Raw genomic sequence first — 16482 nt, 5'->3', positions numbered from 1 at the left:
AGCGAAGCAATCCAGTCTGTCACCGCGGGGGCATTCCTGGATTGCTTCGCTGCGCTCGCGATGACGGCGAAATTCTAACCCCACCCTGCGCTGATGCCGCCGTCGACCGTGTAGATCACACCCGACGTATAGCCGGCCCGGTCAGAGGCCAGGAACGCCATGAGGTCGCCGATCTCGCGCGCATGCGCGGGACGACCGAGCGGCAGGCTCTCTTGGAACTCCTTGTAGCGGCTCTCGTCGCCGAACTGGTGCTTGGCCCGCGTCTTGAGCAGGGTGACGTGGCGGTCGGTGCCGACGGGGCCCGGATTGATGCCGACCACGCGGATGTTGTCGGCGAGACTTTTTCCCCCGAGCGCGCGGGTGAAGGCCATCAGCGCGGCATTGCCGGCACTGCCGCAGATGTAGTTGGCATCAAACTTTTCGCCGGCTGCGCCGATGTCGTTGATGATGACGCCGCCGCCCTTCGCTTTCATCTGGGCGTAGATGTACCGCGTGAGGTTGATATAGCCGAACACCTTCAATTCCCAGGCGTGTCGCCAGGCCGCCTCGTCGATCTTGTCGATCGAGCCGCCGGGAATGTCGCCGGCATTGTTGACGAGGATGTCGATATCGGCGGCTTCCCGGGCGAGCCGCGCCACGTCTTCGGGCTTGCGCAAATCCACCATGCTGGTTGCGGCGTCGATCTGGTGCGCGGAACGCAGGCGCTCGGCCAGCGCCTTGAGCTGGTCGCTGCTGCGGGCGGCGAGCAACAGATGTGCGCCTTCCTCGGCAAACGCCTCGGCCGCGGCTGCGCCAATGCCCTTGGACGCGCCGGTGATCAGGACGCGCTTGCCACGCAGATGCAGATCCATGACGGGTACTCGCAGGACAGGAACAGGATAAAATCAGTAGGCGCTCGGCCGCGCCATCGTCAACATTGCAGTGCAGCGTTGCACTGCCGCCGCGTTTGGTCCATTGCAGTGCGGTCAAAAAAGGCGGCTGGCTGCCGGACCAACCAAGGACGTTCTCGATGAGTAAGAAACAATACCGGATCGCGGTCATTCCAGGCGACGGCATCGGCAAGGAAGTGATGCCCGAAGGTCTGCGCGTCCTGGAGGCTGCGGCGAAGAAGCACGGCGTCTCCCTGCATTTCGACCATTTCGACTTCTCGTCGTGGGACTATTACGAGAAGCACGGTCAGATGATGCCCGATGACTGGAAGGAAAAGATCGGCAAGCACGACGCCATCTATTTCGGTGCGGTCGGCTGGCCCGCCAAGATTCCGGACCACGTCTCGCTGTGGGGCTCGCTGATCAAGTTCCGCAGAGAGTTCGATCAGTATGTGAACCTGCGCCCGGTACGACTGATGCCGGGCGTGCCGTCGCCGCTGGCGAATCGCAAGCCCGGCGACATCGATTTCTGGGTGGTGCGCGAGAACACCGAAGGCGAATATTCGTCCGTCGGCGGTCGCATGTTCCCGGACACCGACCGCGAATTCGTGACGCAGCAGACGGTGATGACCCGCACGGGGGTCGACCGCATCCTGAAATTCGCCTTCGAGCTCGCGCAGTCGCGGCCGAAGAAGCACCTGACCTCGGCGACCAAGTCCAACGGCATCTCCATCACCATGCCCTATTGGGACGAGCGCGTGGAGGCGATGGCGAAGAAGTATCCCGGCGTGAAGTGGGACAAGTACCACATCGACATCCTGACCGCGAACTTCGTGCTGCACCCGGATTGGTTCGACGTCGTGGTAGGCTCCAACCTGTTCGGCGATATCCTCTCCGACCTCGGCCCGGCCTGCACCGGCACCATCGGCATCGCGCCGTCGGGCAACATCAATCCCGAAGGCGACTTCCCCTCGGTGTTCGAGCCGGTGCACGGCTCGGCGCCTGACATCGCCGGCCAGGGCATCGCCAACCCGATCGGCATGATCTGGTCCGGCGCGATGATGCTGGAGCATCTCGGCGAGAAGGTCGCGGGCAAGTCGATTGTCGAGGCGATCGAGCGCACGCTCGCCGAGCGCACGCTGCGCACCAAGGATCTCGGCGGCAACGCCGACACCACCGCCTGCGGCAAGGCGGTTGCGGACATGGTGGACTAAGGTGCATCTTTCCCTCTCCCCTTGCTTGCGGGAGAGGGTGGCTTCGATGCGAAGCATCGAAGACGGGTGAGGGGGTCTGTCTCCGCGGAAGCAGACCTCTCATCGTGGGTTTTCGCTCGCTGTGAGAACCCCTCATCCCCGGCGCCACAGCCGAAGCTTCGCTTCGGCGTTCTTAAGAACGGCGGCCGAAGGCAGCCTATGCCACCTTCTCTCGCAAGCGGAGAAGGGAAGACAAGCGTATCTCGCTCGGCTTACCCCGCGATCTTCTCGATCGTCGCCTGATCCAACCCGAACTTCTTGCCAGCCTCGAGAATCTCCTGCCAGGTGGTCGGATCGACGGGAATGCCTTCGGCGAGGCGCTTCTTCTTGGTCTCGCGCTCGGGCTCGCCGGCGATTCTGACCTTGTCGACGCCGGGGCCAGGCGGTGAGCTGGTGTGCCAGGCAACGAAGCTCTCGACTTCGCGCGAGAGGTTCTCGCCTGTGCCGAGTTTGGCCGGGTCGATGACGATCGAGAGCATGCCGTTGAGGACGTTGTACTTGCCGTCGGACGGGCCCTTGACCACCTGCCCACCGGAGAGCGCGCCGCCGAGGATTTCGCATACCAGCGCGAGCCCCGAACCCTTGTGCTCGCCGAACGGCAGGATGGCGCCGTATGGCGGGATCACGGTGTAGCGCGGATTGACCGTGGGCTTGCCTTCATCGTCGATGATGGTGCCGGGCTCGAGCGCGACGCCCTTGTTGTGGGCGACACGGGTCTTGCCCTGCGCGATCCTGCTGGTGGCGAAGTCGAGCACGATGGGGTCCTTGCCCCGGCGCGGGATGCCGACGCAGAACGGGTTGGTGCCGTGGCGGGCATCGCTGCCGCCCCAGGGCGCCACGATCGGGCGCGAGATCACGTTGACGAAGTGGATCGAGACCAGCCCGTGGTCGATGCACTGCTCGGCCCAATGGCCGATGCGACCGATATGGTGCGAGTTGGAAAGGCCGACGAGGCACACGCCATTCTTCTTGGCGCGCTCGGCCGCCAGCTCCATCGCCTCATGGCCAATCACTTGGCCGTAGCCGGTCAGTCCGTCGAGGGTGAGCAGCGGACCGGTGTCGAGCACGATCGTGACGTGCTGGTTGACGGCGAGGCCGCCTGTCGTGACGCTCTGAACATAGCGCGGGATCATGCCGACGCCGTGGGAGTCGTGGCCCTTCAGATTAGCCTCGACGAGGTTCGTGGAGACGAGCTCGGCCTCGCGGTCCGAGGAGCCGCCGGCCTTGACGATGGCGCGGATGGCGTTGGTGAGCGGCTCTGCCTTGATGGTGCGATAGTCGGCCATTGTTGTTGCTCTTGTCCTTTCACGATTTGGCGGAGAGCGTAGGGATGGGGTAGCCGAAGGCGTAACCCAGCCTACGAACTTACGATTCGGCGGCAATGGACCAATGCCGCTTCAATCAGGTTCTCGCTGGCCTCGGGCGTGCGGAAGGCCGAATGCGCCGAGAGCGTCACGTTCGGAATCTTGGTCAGCGGATGGTCCGCCGGCAGAGGCTCGATGTTGAAGACGTCGAGGCCGGCATGGCGGATGTGGCCCGACTTTAGCGCGTCGATCATGGCTTGCTCGTCGACGATCGCGGCGCGCGCGGTGTTGACGAAGATGACACCCGGTTTCATCTTCGCGATCTTCTCGCGCGTGATCATGCCGCGCGTCTCGTCGTTGAGCAGCAGGTGCAGCGACACCACGTCGCTTTTCGCCAGAACCGTGTCGAGATCGGTGAACGTCACGCCGGGATGGCTCTTGGGCGAGCGGTTCCAGGCGATCACCTTCATGCCGCTGCCGGAGGCAATGCGTGCGACCTCCGCGGCGATGCCGCCGAAGCCGATCAGGCCGAGCGTCTTGCCGGTGAGCTGCATGCCGTCCTCGCGCAGCCAGCTGCCGGCGCGCATCTCGCGGTCCATCATCGCGATGACGCGGGCCGAGGCCCACATCAGCGCGATCGCGGATTCGGCGACCGCGGTGTCGCCGTAGCCCTTGATCAGATGTACGGAGATGCCGAGCTCGGCGAGCTCCTCCGGATTCATGTAGCTGCGCGCGCCGGTGCCAAGGAACACGACGTGCTTCAGGCCTGCGCATTTCTTGGCAATCTCGGTCGGAAGAGCGGTGTGATCGACGATCGCGATCTCGGCGCCGTCGAGGATTTCAGGGTATTTCTCGGGCTTGATGTCGGGATCCCGGTGGATGCGCACCTCGGGATCGCCGGGCTTCGTGAGCCGCTCCATGATCACGGCGAGGGCTTCGTTGGCGTCGACGAATACTCCGCGCATGGCTCTCTCCGGTCAGGATGCGACGCCGGCGATCGCCAGCACGGTATGCATGAGGACGTTGGTGCCTGCGGCGCAGTCGGGTTGCGTCGCGTCTTCCAGCTCGTTGTGGCTGATGCCGTCCTTGCACGGCACGAACACCATCGCCGCCGGCATCTTGGTGTTGAGGTTGCAGGCGTCGTGGCCGGCGCCGGAGGTGATGCGACGCGAGGAATAGCCGAGCGACTTGGCCGCGTTCTCGACCGCCGCAATGAGCGTGGGATCGAAATGCGTCGGCGGCTTGCGCCAGACCAGGTCGAGCTTCACCTCGACCTTGCGGCGCGCGGCGATCTCGGCAATCGCGGCGCGCAGATCGCGGTCGAGCGCGTCCATGATCGCGCCATCAGCGCTGCGGCCATCCACGGTGAAGGCGATCTCGCCGGGAATGACGTTGCGCGAGGGATTGGCGATCACGGCTTCGCCGATGGTGCCGACTGCGTGCGGCCCGTGCTTCTTCGCGATGGCCTCCATCGCCAGCACGATCTCCGACAGCGTTGCGAGAGCATCGCGCCGCAGCGGCATCGGCGTGGAGCCCGCATGGCTTTCGAAGCCGGAAATCTTGCCGTCGTACCAGAGCACGCCCTGGCCGGAATCGACCACGCCGATGGTCTTGCCTTCGGCCTCCAGGATCGGACCTTGCTCGATGTGCAATTCGACGAAGCAGCCGAGCTTCTGGAAGCCGACCGGCTTGTCACCGCGATAGCCGATGCTGTCGAGCGCCTGGCCGACGCTCACGCCTTCGGCGTCCTTGCGCGACAATATGTCGTCGGTGGTGAAATCGCCGACATAGGCGGCGGAGGCCATCATCGCGGGTGCAAAGCGCGAGCCTTCCTCGTTGGTCCAGTTGACGATGCAGATCGGCGCCTCGGTCTCGATGCCGGCGTCGTTCAGCGTGCGGATCACTTCCAGGGCGCCGAGCGTCCCCAGAATGCCGTCATACTTGCCGCCGGTCGGCTGGGTATCGAGATGCGAGCCGATACCGACGGGCAGCTTCGACATGTCGCGGCCCTTGCGCAGGCCGAACTGTGATCCGAGCGCATCGACGTGAACTTCCAGCCCGGCGTCTTCGCAGGCCTTGCGGAACCAGTCACGCACCTGCTTGTCTTCGTTGCTGAGCGTCAGCCGCCGCACGCCGCCCTTGGCCGTCGCGCCGAATTGCGCGGTCTCGTGGATCGAGCCCCAGAGGCGGGCGGAATCGATTTGCAAATTGGTGGTGGCTCGGCTCATGCGGTGGGTCTCTCAGTTGTCATTCCGGGGCGGCTCGAAGAGCCGAACCCGGAATCTCGAGATTCCGGGTCTGGTGCTGCGCACCATCCCGCGGAATGACGTCGAAGATTATCCGGCGCCTTTTTCAATGACCCGCCAGCGCGGGCGCGTCAACCGCGAGGCTGCTCTGCGCAATCTGCCGTGCCAGCTCGGCGACGCGCTCTACGGCGACCACGTCGGGCGAAGCCAGCCAGCTCGCGGTGAAGGTCAGCGGCGCGATGGCGAGATCGGTATCGAGCAGTTGCAGCCGTCCGTCGGCGAGCTCGTTCTCGACGATGGCGTCGGGGATCACGGCGATGCCGAGGCCCTCGACCGCCATGTGGATGACGGTGGCCAGAGAGGCCGATGCGTGCAGGCGGATCGGCGGCAGCTCCGGCCGGTCGAACACCTCGCGCACGACCTCGTAAGGCTTGGTCTTGCGCGGGAAGGTGATGATCGGAAATCGCGCGAGCTCCGCCGGCGTCACCGGGCCCTTGCCGAGGCCGAGCGAGGGACTTGCGAGGAATCCGATCGGATAATCGGCGAGCACACGATTGTGCACGCCGGAGGCGGACAGCGGTCCCACCACGAACGCAAGCTCGATCTCCTGGGCGAGCAGGCGCGCGGTGAGGTTCGGCGTGATGTCGACTTCGATCTCCAACGACAGGTTCGGATAGACCTGGTTGACGCTCTTCACGAGGCGCGGCAGCCAAGTGTGTACGATGGTCTCGGCGACGCCGAGCCGCATCACGCCCCGCATTGCCGACCGGTCGCCGATCTCCGCCATCATCGCGGCGCGCAGGCCGATCAGCTTCTCCGCATAGACCATCATCTGCCGGCCGCTCGGGGTCGGCGAGGCCACACGATGATCGCGGTTGAGCAGCTTCACGCCCATCTCGCGCTCGAGCTGGGCGATGCGCTGGGAGATCGCGGGCTGGGTCGTGTTGAGCCGCTGGGCGGCGCCGCGAAAGCTGCCGAGCTTCACCACCCAGAGGAATGTCTCGATCGACCTGAAGTCCAGCATGGAAGGATTTTCCCAGTCGATAAATCAGATTTATCGAGATTGATCAGAAACGAAGATTAGACTTTATAGCACGCTTAGTGTTGGCTTGTCTTTGTCGAGTTTATAGGCAGGTCGATCACATGACTGTTTTGGTGGCAGCGCAGCAAACTGAAACGGCCGACACCCTCCCGAGCCAGAGGGCCCGGCTCGCCTACCGCCAAGGCTTGGTCGCTTCCACTGCCGGCGTCGCCCCCGGCTTCGTGCAGGGCAATCTGGCGATCCTGCCGGCGGAATATGCCAGCGCCTTTCATCGCTTCTGCCAGCTCAATCCGAAGCCGTGCCCGATCGTCGGCATGTCCGATGTCGGCAGCCCCCACATCCCGGCGCTCGGCGCCGATCTCGACATCCGCACCGACGTGCCGCGCTATCGCGTCTGGCGCGACGGCGAAGTGGTGGATGAGCCGACCGACGTGACGACGTATTGGCGCGACGATCTCGTCACCTTCGTGCTCGGCTGCTCGTTCTCGTTCGAAGAGGCGTTGCTGGACGAGGGCATGCCGATCCGCCATATCGAGCAAAACGTACGGGTGCCGATGTACCGCACCAATATCGCCTGCGGCGAGGCGGGCCCGTTCGCCGGTCCCATGGTGGTGTCGATGCGTCCGTTCAAGCCGGCCGACGCGATCCGGGCGGTGCAGATCACTTCGCGCTATCCCGCCGTACACGGCGCGCCCGTGCATCTCGGCCATCCGCACCTGATCGGCATCAAGGACATCGCCAAGCCCGACTATGGCGATCCGGTGCCGGTCGCCGATGACGAAATCCCGGTGTTCTGGGCCTGCGGCGTGACGCCGCAATCTGTCATCAACGCCGCGAAGCTCCCGTTCGCGATCACGCACTCGCCCGGCCTGATGCTGGTGACCGATCTCAAGAACAGGACCATGGCCGTGATTTAGTGGGCAGCATTTGCTGCTTCTTCGAGCTTTACCGCATCCATCAATCGCTTCATTCGATCATTCGAATTCAGTCACAGAGGACTCTGCCATGACGATCACTCGCCGCGACGTGCTGTTAGGTGCCACCGCCACTGCCGCTCTCGTTCCGCTGGCAGCGCGCGCACAGACCTCGGAAGTCGTGATCGGCGTGATCTATCCGTTCTCCGGCGGCAGCGCCCAGCAGGGCGTCGACGCGCAGAAGGCCTATGAGACTGCGCTGGAAGTCATCAACAAGGACGCTGATTTCGACCTGCCGCTGGCGAAGGGCGAAGGCTTGCCGGGCCTCGGCGGCGCCAAGATCCGCCTCGTGTTCGCCGACCATCAGGCCGATCCCCAGAAGGGCCGCGCCGAGGCCGAGCGCCTGATCACGCAGGAGAAGGTCTGCGCCATCATCGGCACCTATCAGAGCGCCGTCGCCGTCACCGTCAGCCAGATCTGCGAACGCTATCAGGTCCCGTTCGTCTCCGCCGACAATTCCTCGCCGAGCCTGCATCGCCGCGGCCTGAAATATTACTTCCGCGCCGCGCCGCACGACGAGATGTACTCGGCCGCCATGTTCGACTTCTTCGATGCCATGAAGAAGAAGGGCACCAAGATCGAGACGCTGTCGCTGTTCCACGAGGACACCATCTTCGGCACCGATTCCGGCAACGCCCAGGCCAAGATCGCCGGCGAGCGCGGCTACAAGATCGTCACCGACATCAAGTATCGCGCCAACTCGCCCTCGCTTTCGGCCGAAGTGCAGCAGCTCAAGTCTGCGAACGCCGACGTGCTGATGCCCTCGAGCTACACCACCGACGGCATCCTCCTGGTCAAGACCATGGCCGAGCTCGGCTACAAGCCGAATGCGATCGTGGCACAGGACGCCGGCTTCTCCGAGAAGGCGCTCTATGATGCCGTCGGCGACAAGCTCGAAGGCGTGATCTCGCGCGGCACCTTCTCGCTCGACCTCGCGCAGAAGCGCCCGATGGTCGGCAAGATCAACGAGATGTTCAAGGCGCGCTCGGGCAAGGACTTCAACGACCTCACCTCGCGCCAGTTCATGGGCCTGATCATTCTTGCCGACGCCATCAGCCGCGCCAAGTCGACCGACGGCGAGAAGATCCGCGATGCGCTGGCGGCGACCGACATCCCGGGCGAGCAGACCATCATGCCCTGGAAGCGCGTCAAGTTCGACGAGGCCGGCCAGAACAACGACGCCGACCCGGTGCTGCTGCAATATGTCGGCGGAAAGTTCGTCACCGTCTTCCCGCCGCAGGCCGCGATCGCCGAGGCGATCTGGCCGATGAAGTGAGTCGGCCAGAACCAAGCAGTTTGGCGGTGCAGCCGACCGGGCTGTCTCCCGCGACGTCATTGCGAGCGAAGCGAATCAATCCAGAGATGTATCCCGGGAGACAGTCTGGATTGCTTCGTCGCAAGGGCTCCTCGCAATGACGGAGAAGGCAATTTCCGCGCTCGTTCAGAGCGCATTTCGGGGGACAGACTTTTGACAGCCCAAGCCATTATCCAGAGCCTTGCAAGCGGTCTGCTCATGGGCCTGCTCTACGGACTGATCGCGGTCGGCCTCGCGCTGATCTTTGGACTGATGGACGTCACGAACTTTGCCCATGGCGAGTTCCTGATGATCGCGATGTACCTGTCCTTCTTCCTGTTCGCGTTCTTCGCGATCGACCCCTTGCTGTCGGCGCCTTTGGTCGCCGCCGCACTCTTCATATTCGGAGCGGTCGTCTACCTGCTCCTTGTCCGCTTCGCCATGCGGGCCAAGGCCAATGCCGGCATGGTGCAGATCTTCACCACCTTCGGCCTCGCCATCGTGATGCGCGGCCTCGCGCAATACTTCTTCACGCCGGACTATCGCAGCATTCCGCAGTCCTGGCTCGGCGGCAAAACCATTTCGGTTGCCGGCATCTTCCTGCCGGAACCGCAGCTGGTCGGTGCGCTGGTCTCGATCGCGGCCTTTGCCGGTCTCTATTTCTTCATCCACCGCACCGACTTCGGCCGCGCACTGGAGGCCACGCGTGAAGATCCCGGCGCGGTGGCGCTCGTCGGCATCGACAAGAACCGCGTGTTCGCGTTCGGCTGGGGCCTCGGCGCCGCGCTGGTCGGCCTCGCCGGCGCGATCATGGCGGTGTTCTTCTACATCTATCCCGACGTCGGCGCCTCCTTTGCCCTGATCGCCTACGTCACCGTGGCGCTGGGCGGCTTCGGCAGCGTGTTCGGCGCCTTCGCCGGCGGCATCATCGTCGGCCTCGTCGAAGCGGTCACCGCTCTGGTGCTGCCGCCGTCGCTGAAGTCGGTCGGCATCTACGCGGTCTATCTGCTGGTCGTGTTCATCCGGCCGCGCGGCCTGTTCGGATCGATCTGATGGACAAGGATTTTGCAGCGCGGCGCCGCCGCGACCTCTTCATCGCCGCGGTGCTGGCCGCGATTGCGGCGCTGACTCCGTTGTTCGTGAAAGACGTCGTCGTCCAGAACATCCTGATCCTGACGCTGATGTATGCGGGGCTTTCGCAAAGCTGGAACATCCTGTCCGGTTATTGCGGTCAGATCTCGCTCGGCCACGCACTGTATTTCGGCCTGGGTGCCTACACCACCGAGCTGCTGTTCACCAAGTTCGGCGTACTGCCCTGGTTCGGCATGCTGGCAGGCGGCGTCGTGTCGGCGCTGATCGCGATGGGCCTCGGCTATCCCTTCTTCCGCCTGCGCGGCCACTACTTCGTGATCGCAACCATCGTCATCGCCGAGATCGGGCTGTTGCTGTTCCACAATTGGGAATGGGCGGGCGCCGCGATGGGCATCACCATTCCAATCCGCGGCGACAGCTGGCTGAAATTCCAGTTCCTGCGCACCAAGCTGCCATATTTCTATTTCGCGCTGGCGCTGTGCTGCCTCGCCTGGTTCGTCACCTGGTGGCTGGAGGACTCCAAATGGGGGTTCTGGTGGCGCGCGGTGAAGGACAACCCGGATGCGGCCGAGAGCCTCGGCGTCGACGTGTTCAACTCCAAGATGGGTGCGGCCGCGGTCTCTGCCTTCCTGGTTGCTGTCGGCGGCAGCTTCTACGCCCAGTTCGTCTCGTACATCGATCCTGAGAGCGTCATGGGTTTCCAGTTTTCGCTGCTGATGGCGCTGCCCGCCGTGCTCGGCGGCATCGGCACTCTGTGGGGGCCGGTGTTAGGGGCCGCCATTCTGATCCCGCTGACCGAGCTCACGCGCTTCAAGTTCGGCGGCTCGGGGCGCGGTGTCGACCTCATCGTCTACGGCTCGCTGATCGTTTTGATCTCGCTGGCCTTGCCGCGGGGGCTGCTCAGCCTGTTTTCACGCCCGAAGAAGACGGGAGCCGCACGATGACCGCGCTCCTCGAAACCCGCGGCGTCTGGCAGCGGTTCGGCGGCCTTGTCGCCAACAGCGACGTCTCGATCTCGGTCGGGCGCGGCGAGATCGTCGGCCTGATCGGCCCCAACGGCGCCGGCAAGTCGACGCTGTTCAATCTCATCGCCGGCGTGCTGCCGCCGACGCAAGGCTCGATTCTATTCGATGGCGAGGACGTCACCCGCATGCCGGCGGCCGTACGCTGCCAGCGCGGTGTCGGGCGCACCTTCCAGGTCGTCAAGAGCTTCGAGACCATGACGGTCATCGACAACGTCATCGTCGGCGCGCTCGTGCGCAACACCGTGATGCGTGAGGCCCGCCGCAAGGCGCATGAGGTTTTGGAGTTCACCGGCCTCGCGGCGCGCGCCGACGTGCTCGCCAGCGACCTCGTGCCGGCCGAGAAGCGCCGCCTCGAAGTTGCCCGCGCGCTTGCAACCGAACCGAAGCTGCTGCTGCTCGACGAGGTCCTCACCGGCCTGACGCCCACCGAGGCGCAGACCGGCGTCGCGCTGGTACGCAAGGTCCGCGATGCCGGCATCACCGTCTTGATGGTCGAGCATGTCATGGAGATCGTGATGCCTTTGGTCGATCGTGCCATCGTGCTCGACCTCGGCAAGGTGCTGGTCGAGGGCAAGCCCGCAGAGGTGGTCCGCGATCCCAAGGTGATCAAGGCATATCTGGGAGATCGTCATGCTGTCGGTGCGTGAAGTCACGACCGCCTATCAGGGCCTGGTCGCGATCTCCGCGGTCAGCATCGAGGTCACCAAGGGCGAGATCGTCTGTGTCGCCGGTGCCAACGGCGCCGGCAAGTCGACCCTGCTGAAGTCGATCGCCGGTGCCGAACGCCCGCGTTCGGGCAGCGTGACTTTCGACGGCAAGCAGCTCAACGGCATGGCGCAGCACCACATCACGGCGGCCGGAATCGCCTACGTGCCGGAGAACCGCCGCCTGTTTCCGCGTCTGTCGGTGCGCGACAATCTGCGTCTCGGCAGCTATCTCTACCGGGGTGAGGCGAACCGGGAAGGGCCGCTCGATCTCGTCTTCAACCTGTTTCCGCGCCTCTCCGAGCGCCTCGACCAGCGCGCCGAGACGCTGTCCGGCGGCGAGCAGCAGATGCTCGCGATCGGCCGCGCGCTGATGACGCGCCCGCGGCTCTTGATGCTGGACGAGCCCTCGCAGGGCATCATGCCGAAGCTGGTGGACGAAATCTTCCAGGCGGTGATGCGCATCCGCGACGCCGGCATGACCGTGCTGATCGTCGAGCAGCGCATGGCCGAATGCCTCGAGATCGCCGACCGCGCCTACATCCTGCAGACCGGCCGCGTGCTGATGCAGGGCCCGGCCGCGGAGATCAAGGGCAATCCCGACGTCAGGAAGGCGTATCTGGGGCTGTAGGTGCTATCGTCATTGCGAGGAGCCCGCGACAAAATTGCAGAGCAATTTTGCGCTGGCGACGAAGCAATCCAGATTGTCACCGCCCAGGCAGTCTGGATTGCTTCGCTGCGCTCGCAATGACGCAGTTAGAGCGGAGCTCAGTTCCCGTGCCCGTGCTCGGGCAACGTCACCCCAAATACCTTCACCAGATCGTTCACCTGCTCCGGCGACAAATAGCGCGGGTTCATCCCGCGCAGCAGCAGGTACAGCTTCGCCGTCTCCTCCAGCTCCTCCGTCGCGAACACGGCGGCTTCCAGCGTGTCGCCGGCAACGACTGGGCCGTGATTGGCGAGCAGCACGGATGAGTATTTCCCGCCGAGGCCCTTGATCGCGTCCGCGACCGCGGGATCGCTGGGGCGGTAATAAGGCACGAGCGCGGTGGCGCCGCATTTCATCAAATAATAGGCCGTCATCGGCGGCAGCGCGGCGCGGGGATCGATCTCGGGCAGCATCGACAGCGCGACCGAATGGGTGGAGTGCAGATGCACGATCGCCCGCGCGCTCCCACGCGTGTCGTAGAGCGCATTGTGCAGAGGAACTTCCTTGGTCGGCGCATCGCCCGAGACCAGCCGGCCCTGCTCGTCCAGCCGTGACAGCTTTGCGGGATCGAGGAAGCCGAGCGAGGCGTTGGTCGGCGTCACCAGCCAGCCGCCATCGTCCATCCTGACGCTGATATTGCCGGAGGAGCCCGGCGTCAGCCCGCGCTCGAACAGCGACCGTCCGAACCGGCAGATATCCTCGCGCAGTCGCGTCTCGTTGCTCGTTTCAGCTTTCATGGCCGACATGCCTGCTTGTCTCACGCTTTGGCAGCGCGGCCAAGCCGTGATATCGGTTCGCCGAGCCGCCGCCAAGGCCGGCCATCCGGGAAACGTTCGCAAGGATCAGTTGCATGTCCACCTCTATGCCGCAGAATCAGCGCATCGCCATCATCGGGCTCGGCTCGATGGGGTACGGCATGGCGGCCTCACTGAAGCGGGCCGGTCACGCCGTGACCGGCTGCGACGTTTCGGCGGACGCTGTCGCGCGCTTCGTGAAGGACGGCGGTGCGGGAGCCAACACGCCTGCCGAAGCGGCCAAGGGCGCGGACATCGTCGTCAGCGTCGTCGTCAATGCTGCACAGACCGAGGCGATCCTGTTCGGCAAGGACGGTGCCGCCGAGGCCATGCCCGACGGCAGCGTCTTCATCTCCTCCGCCACGATGGACCCCGACGTGGCGCGGCGCCTCGCCAAGCAGTTGGAGGCGACCGGCCGGCATTATCTGGACGCCCCGATCTCCGGCGGGGCGCAGCGCGCCGCGCAAGGCGAGCTGACGATCCTCGCCTCCGGCAGTCCTGCCGCTTTTGCCAAGGCGAGGCCGGCACTCGATGCCATGGCCGCCAAGCTCTACGAGCTCGGCGATGCCGCCGGCCAAGGCGCCGCCTTCAAGATGATCAACCAGCTGCTCGCCGGCGTGCACATCGCCGCCGCCAGCGAAGCGATTGCGTTTGCGGCCAAGCAGGGCCTCGACATCCGCAAGGTCTATGAGGTGATCACGGCATCCGCGGGTAATTCCTGGATGTTCGAGAACCGCATGCCGCACGTGCTCGACGGCGACTACACGCCGCGAAGCGCGGTGGAGATCTTCGTCAAGGACCTCGGGATCATCCAGGACATGGCGCGCAGCGCCCGATTCCCGGTGCCGGTCTCCGCCGCCGCGCTCCAGATGTTCCTGATGACCGCGGCCGCCGGTATGGGCCGCGACGACGACGCATCGGTCGCGCGCATGTATGCGCAGGTCACCGGCGTCAAGCTGCCTGGCGACAAGTGAGTAAGGGGATTTCGATGCCGCGTTTCGCCGCCAATCTCTCGATGATGTTCACCGAGGTGCCGTTCCTCGACCGTTTCGACGCCGCCGCGCAAGCCGGCTTCACCGCCGTCGAGTTCCTGTTTCCCTATGAACATCCCGCCGAGGCCGTCGGCGAACGGCTCAAGCGCAACAGTCTGACCCAAGCGCTGTTCAACCTGCCGCCGGGCGACTGGAACGCCGGCGAGAAGGGCTTTGCGGCGCTGCCGGCGCGGTTCAATGATCTCAAGGCAAGCCTGGAGACGGCGCTGCCTTACGCCAAGGCGACCGGCGTCAAACGCCTGCATCTGATGGCCGGCATCGCCAACCGCGGCGAACGCGTCGCGATCGAGGCCTTCTACAAATCGGTGGCATGGGCCGCGGAATTCTTTGCGCCCCATGGCATCGACGTCGTGATCGAGCCGATCAATGCCCGCAACGTGCCCGGCTACTTCCTCAACGATTTCGGTTTCGCGCGTGACCTGATCCAGGAACTCCGGCTTCCGAACCTCAAGCTCCAGTTCGACATCTATCACTGCCAGATCATCCACGGCGACGTCACCATGCGCTTGCGCGAGATGATGCCGATCATCGGCCACATCCAGATCGCCAGCATTCCCTCGCGCAACGAGCCCGATGGCGAGGAGCTGAACTACCCGTTCCTGTTCGAAGAGCTCGACCGGCTCGGCTATGCCGGCTTCGTCGGCTGCGAATACAATCCGCGGGGCAAGACCACCGACGGCCTCGCCTGGTTTAGGCCCTATGCCGGAGTGAAGCCGTGACCCTCGCATTGGGCTGCATCGCCGACGACTATACCGGCGCTTCCGATCTCGCCAACACGCTGACGCGCGCGGGCCTGCGCACCGTGCAGACCATCGGCGTGCCCTCGGACGACCTCGCGCTGCCCGAGGTCGATGCCGTCGTGGTGTCGCTGAAGAGCCGCTCGATCGAGGCGGGCCTTGCCGTGTCGCGTTCGCGTGCGGCGGACAAATGGCTGCGCAGTCGCGGCGCACTTCATGTGCTGTTCAAGATCTGCTCGACCTTCGATTCCACCGATGCCGGCAATATCGGCCCGGTGATGGACGCGCTGCGTGCCGATTGCGGCGAAGATGCCGTTCTGGTGACGCCGGCGTTCCCGGAGACCGGCCGCACGGTCTACCAGGGCAACCTGTTCGTCGGCGCCGTGCCGCTGAACGAGAGCCCGCTGAAAGATCATCCGCTCAACCCCATGCACGATTCCAACCTGGTGCGCGTGCTCGCGCGTCAGAGCGGGACGCAGATCGGTCTCGTCGACCTCGCCACCGTCGCACGCGGCGCCGATGCCGTGCGGGCGCGGCTGGCCGAGCTTGCGGGCAAGGGCATCGGCGCCGCCATCATCGACGCCGTGTTCGACCGCGACCTCGAAACCATCGGCCTCGTGGCCGCCGAACATCGCCTGTCGGTCGGTGCCTCCGGCATCGGCCTTGGGCTCGCGCGCGCGCTGGTATCGACGGGCAAGGTCAAGTCGGCAACGGCGAGCAGCGAAGCCGGCGCTGCCGTTGGCGGATCGGTGGCGTGTCTTGCCGGAAGTTGCTCGCAGGCGACGCTTCAGCAGATCGCGAATGCCGAGCGTGTCATGCCGGTGTTGCATCTCGACCCGGACCGTATTCTTACGGGTGCGGCCGAGGCGCAGCGTGCACTGGACTGGGCAAGGCCGCGACTGCCCGATGGTCCGGTGCTGATCGCGTCGAGTGCGACACCCGATCAAGTCGCCGCGCTTCAGGCGCGTCATGGTCGTGATGCGGCCGGGCATGCCATCGAGCAGACGATGGCCGACATTGCCGAAAGCCTTGTAAAATCAGGTGTCCGGCGTTTGGTCGTTGCCGGTGGCGAGACATCCGGCGCCGTGGTGGATCGGTTGAAAATTCCCGGCTTTCTCGTAGGAGTGGAAATTGCCGCGGGCGTTCCGGTGCTGCGCGCGGTCGGTAGTGAAGGCGACATGCTGCTTGCTTTGAAGTCCGGCAATTTTGGCGGTGCGGAGTTTTTCTCGGACGCGCTTAGGCTTATGCGCTGAGCGCAGAGCGTTCTTAGCCCCCCATTCATTTCTTTCGGTTTCCGTACCCGTACGGAGTCGCAGTTAACATCCGCGCAGGTGCTTTGGTGCGTGATGTCGGCGCTGCTCCCTTGTTTGATTCGTAATTCCCGGAC

Annotated in this window: 16 protein-coding genes; 10 read left to right on the top strand and 6 right to left on the bottom strand. The window is 64.7% G+C overall.

Going from position 1 to position 16482, the window contains the following annotated elements:
• Positions 1-74: 74 nt before the first annotated feature.
• Positions 75-851: an SDR family oxidoreductase gene (locus tag P6U31_RS25210; RefSeq protein ID WP_407184467.1), complete on the bottom strand. Its 777-nt coding sequence runs from the start codon at positions 849-851 to the stop codon at positions 75-77.
• Positions 852-1009: 158 nt separating this feature from the next.
• Here P6U31_RS25210 and P6U31_RS25205 point away from each other — a divergent pair, with 158 nt between their 5' ends.
• Positions 1010-2083 (top strand): tartrate dehydrogenase, encoded by a 1074-nt coding sequence (locus P6U31_RS25205; protein WP_407184466.1) that lies wholly within the window; start codon positions 1010-1012, stop codon positions 2081-2083.
• 251 nt (positions 2084-2334) lie between these two features.
• Here the strand turns inward: P6U31_RS25205 and P6U31_RS25200 are convergent, their stop codons facing one another.
• From P6U31_RS25200 to P6U31_RS25185, 4 genes are all read right to left on the bottom strand, one after another.
• Positions 2335-3408: a malate/lactate/ureidoglycolate dehydrogenase gene (locus P6U31_RS25200; RefSeq protein ID WP_407184465.1), complete on the bottom strand. Its 1074-nt coding sequence runs from the start codon at positions 3406-3408 to the stop codon at positions 2335-2337.
• A gap of 71 nt (positions 3409-3479) precedes the next feature.
• A complete protein-coding gene (locus P6U31_RS25195; RefSeq protein ID WP_407184464.1) occupies positions 3480-4391 on the bottom strand; it encodes an NAD(P)-dependent oxidoreductase in 912 nt (303 codons plus the stop codon).
• Positions 4392-4403: 12 nt separating this feature from the next.
• Positions 4404-5654: a Zn-dependent hydrolase gene (locus P6U31_RS25190; protein ID WP_407184463.1), complete on the bottom strand. Its 1251-nt coding sequence runs from the start codon at positions 5652-5654 to the stop codon at positions 4404-4406.
• A 124-nt stretch (positions 5655-5778) separates the two neighbouring features.
• Entirely contained in the window at positions 5779-6696 is a 918-nt protein-coding gene (locus P6U31_RS25185; RefSeq protein WP_407184462.1) for a LysR family transcriptional regulator, read from the bottom strand.
• A gap of 119 nt (positions 6697-6815) precedes the next feature.
• On the opposite strand from P6U31_RS25185, the gene P6U31_RS25180 reads away from it, so the two are divergent.
• From P6U31_RS25180 to P6U31_RS25155, 6 genes are all read left to right on the top strand, one after another.
• Positions 6816-7631 (top strand): putative hydro-lyase, encoded by an 816-nt coding sequence (locus P6U31_RS25180; protein WP_407184461.1) that lies wholly within the window; start codon positions 6816-6818, stop codon positions 7629-7631.
• Positions 7632-7719: 88 nt separating this feature from the next.
• On the top strand, positions 7720-8964 hold the full coding sequence (locus P6U31_RS25175; protein WP_407184460.1) for an ABC transporter substrate-binding protein: 1245 nt from the start codon (positions 7720-7722) through the stop codon (positions 8962-8964).
• Positions 8965-9201: 237 nt separating this feature from the next.
• On the top strand, positions 9202-10035 hold the full coding sequence (locus tag P6U31_RS25170; protein ID WP_245477937.1) for a branched-chain amino acid ABC transporter permease: 834 nt from the start codon (positions 9202-9204) through the stop codon (positions 10033-10035).
• Positions 10035-11018 (top strand): branched-chain amino acid ABC transporter permease, encoded by a 984-nt coding sequence (locus tag P6U31_RS25165; protein WP_407184459.1) that lies wholly within the window; start codon positions 10035-10037, stop codon positions 11016-11018. The genes P6U31_RS25170 and P6U31_RS25165 overlap by 1 nt, the downstream gene beginning before the upstream one ends.
• On the top strand, positions 11015-11746 hold the full coding sequence (locus P6U31_RS25160; protein WP_407184458.1) for an ABC transporter ATP-binding protein: 732 nt from the start codon (positions 11015-11017) through the stop codon (positions 11744-11746). Before P6U31_RS25165 ends, P6U31_RS25160 begins: the two co-directional genes overlap by 4 nt.
• Entirely contained in the window at positions 11730-12434 is a 705-nt protein-coding gene (locus P6U31_RS25155) for an ABC transporter ATP-binding protein (protein ID WP_407184457.1), read from the top strand. Before P6U31_RS25160 ends, P6U31_RS25155 begins: the two co-directional genes overlap by 17 nt.
• A gap of 137 nt (positions 12435-12571) precedes the next feature.
• Here the strand turns inward: P6U31_RS25155 and P6U31_RS25150 are convergent, their stop codons facing one another.
• Positions 12572-13258: an aldolase gene (locus P6U31_RS25150; protein WP_407184456.1), complete on the bottom strand. Its 687-nt coding sequence runs from the start codon at positions 13256-13258 to the stop codon at positions 12572-12574.
• A gap of 104 nt (positions 13259-13362) precedes the next feature.
• Between P6U31_RS25150 and ltnD the strand changes: the two genes are divergently transcribed.
• The 3 genes from ltnD to otnK are packed head-to-tail and all read left to right on the top strand — an operon-like array spanning position 13363 to position 16348.
• Complete coding sequence (ltnD, locus tag P6U31_RS25145) at positions 13363-14280, top strand: L-threonate dehydrogenase (RefSeq protein WP_407184455.1); 918 nt, start codon at positions 13363-13365, stop codon at positions 14278-14280.
• A 14-nt stretch (positions 14281-14294) separates the two neighbouring features.
• Positions 14295-15077, top strand: a complete 783-nt coding sequence (gene otnI, locus P6U31_RS25140) for a 2-oxo-tetronate isomerase (protein ID WP_407184454.1) — start codon at positions 14295-14297, stop codon at positions 15075-15077.
• A complete protein-coding gene (otnK, locus tag P6U31_RS25135) occupies positions 15074-16348 on the top strand; it encodes a 3-oxo-tetronate kinase (RefSeq protein WP_407184453.1) in 1275 nt (424 codons plus the stop codon). The genes otnI and otnK overlap by 4 nt, the downstream gene beginning before the upstream one ends.
• Positions 16349-16482 lie beyond the last annotated feature (134 nt).

It is taken from the genome of Bradyrhizobium centrosematis (genome assembly GCF_045571495.1).
Taxonomy (GTDB): Bacteria; Pseudomonadota; Alphaproteobacteria; order Rhizobiales; family Xanthobacteraceae; genus Bradyrhizobium; species Bradyrhizobium centrosematis.
The sequence above is the reverse complement of the archived record's forward strand: the minus strand, read 5'-3'. Positions and strand labels throughout refer to the sequence as shown.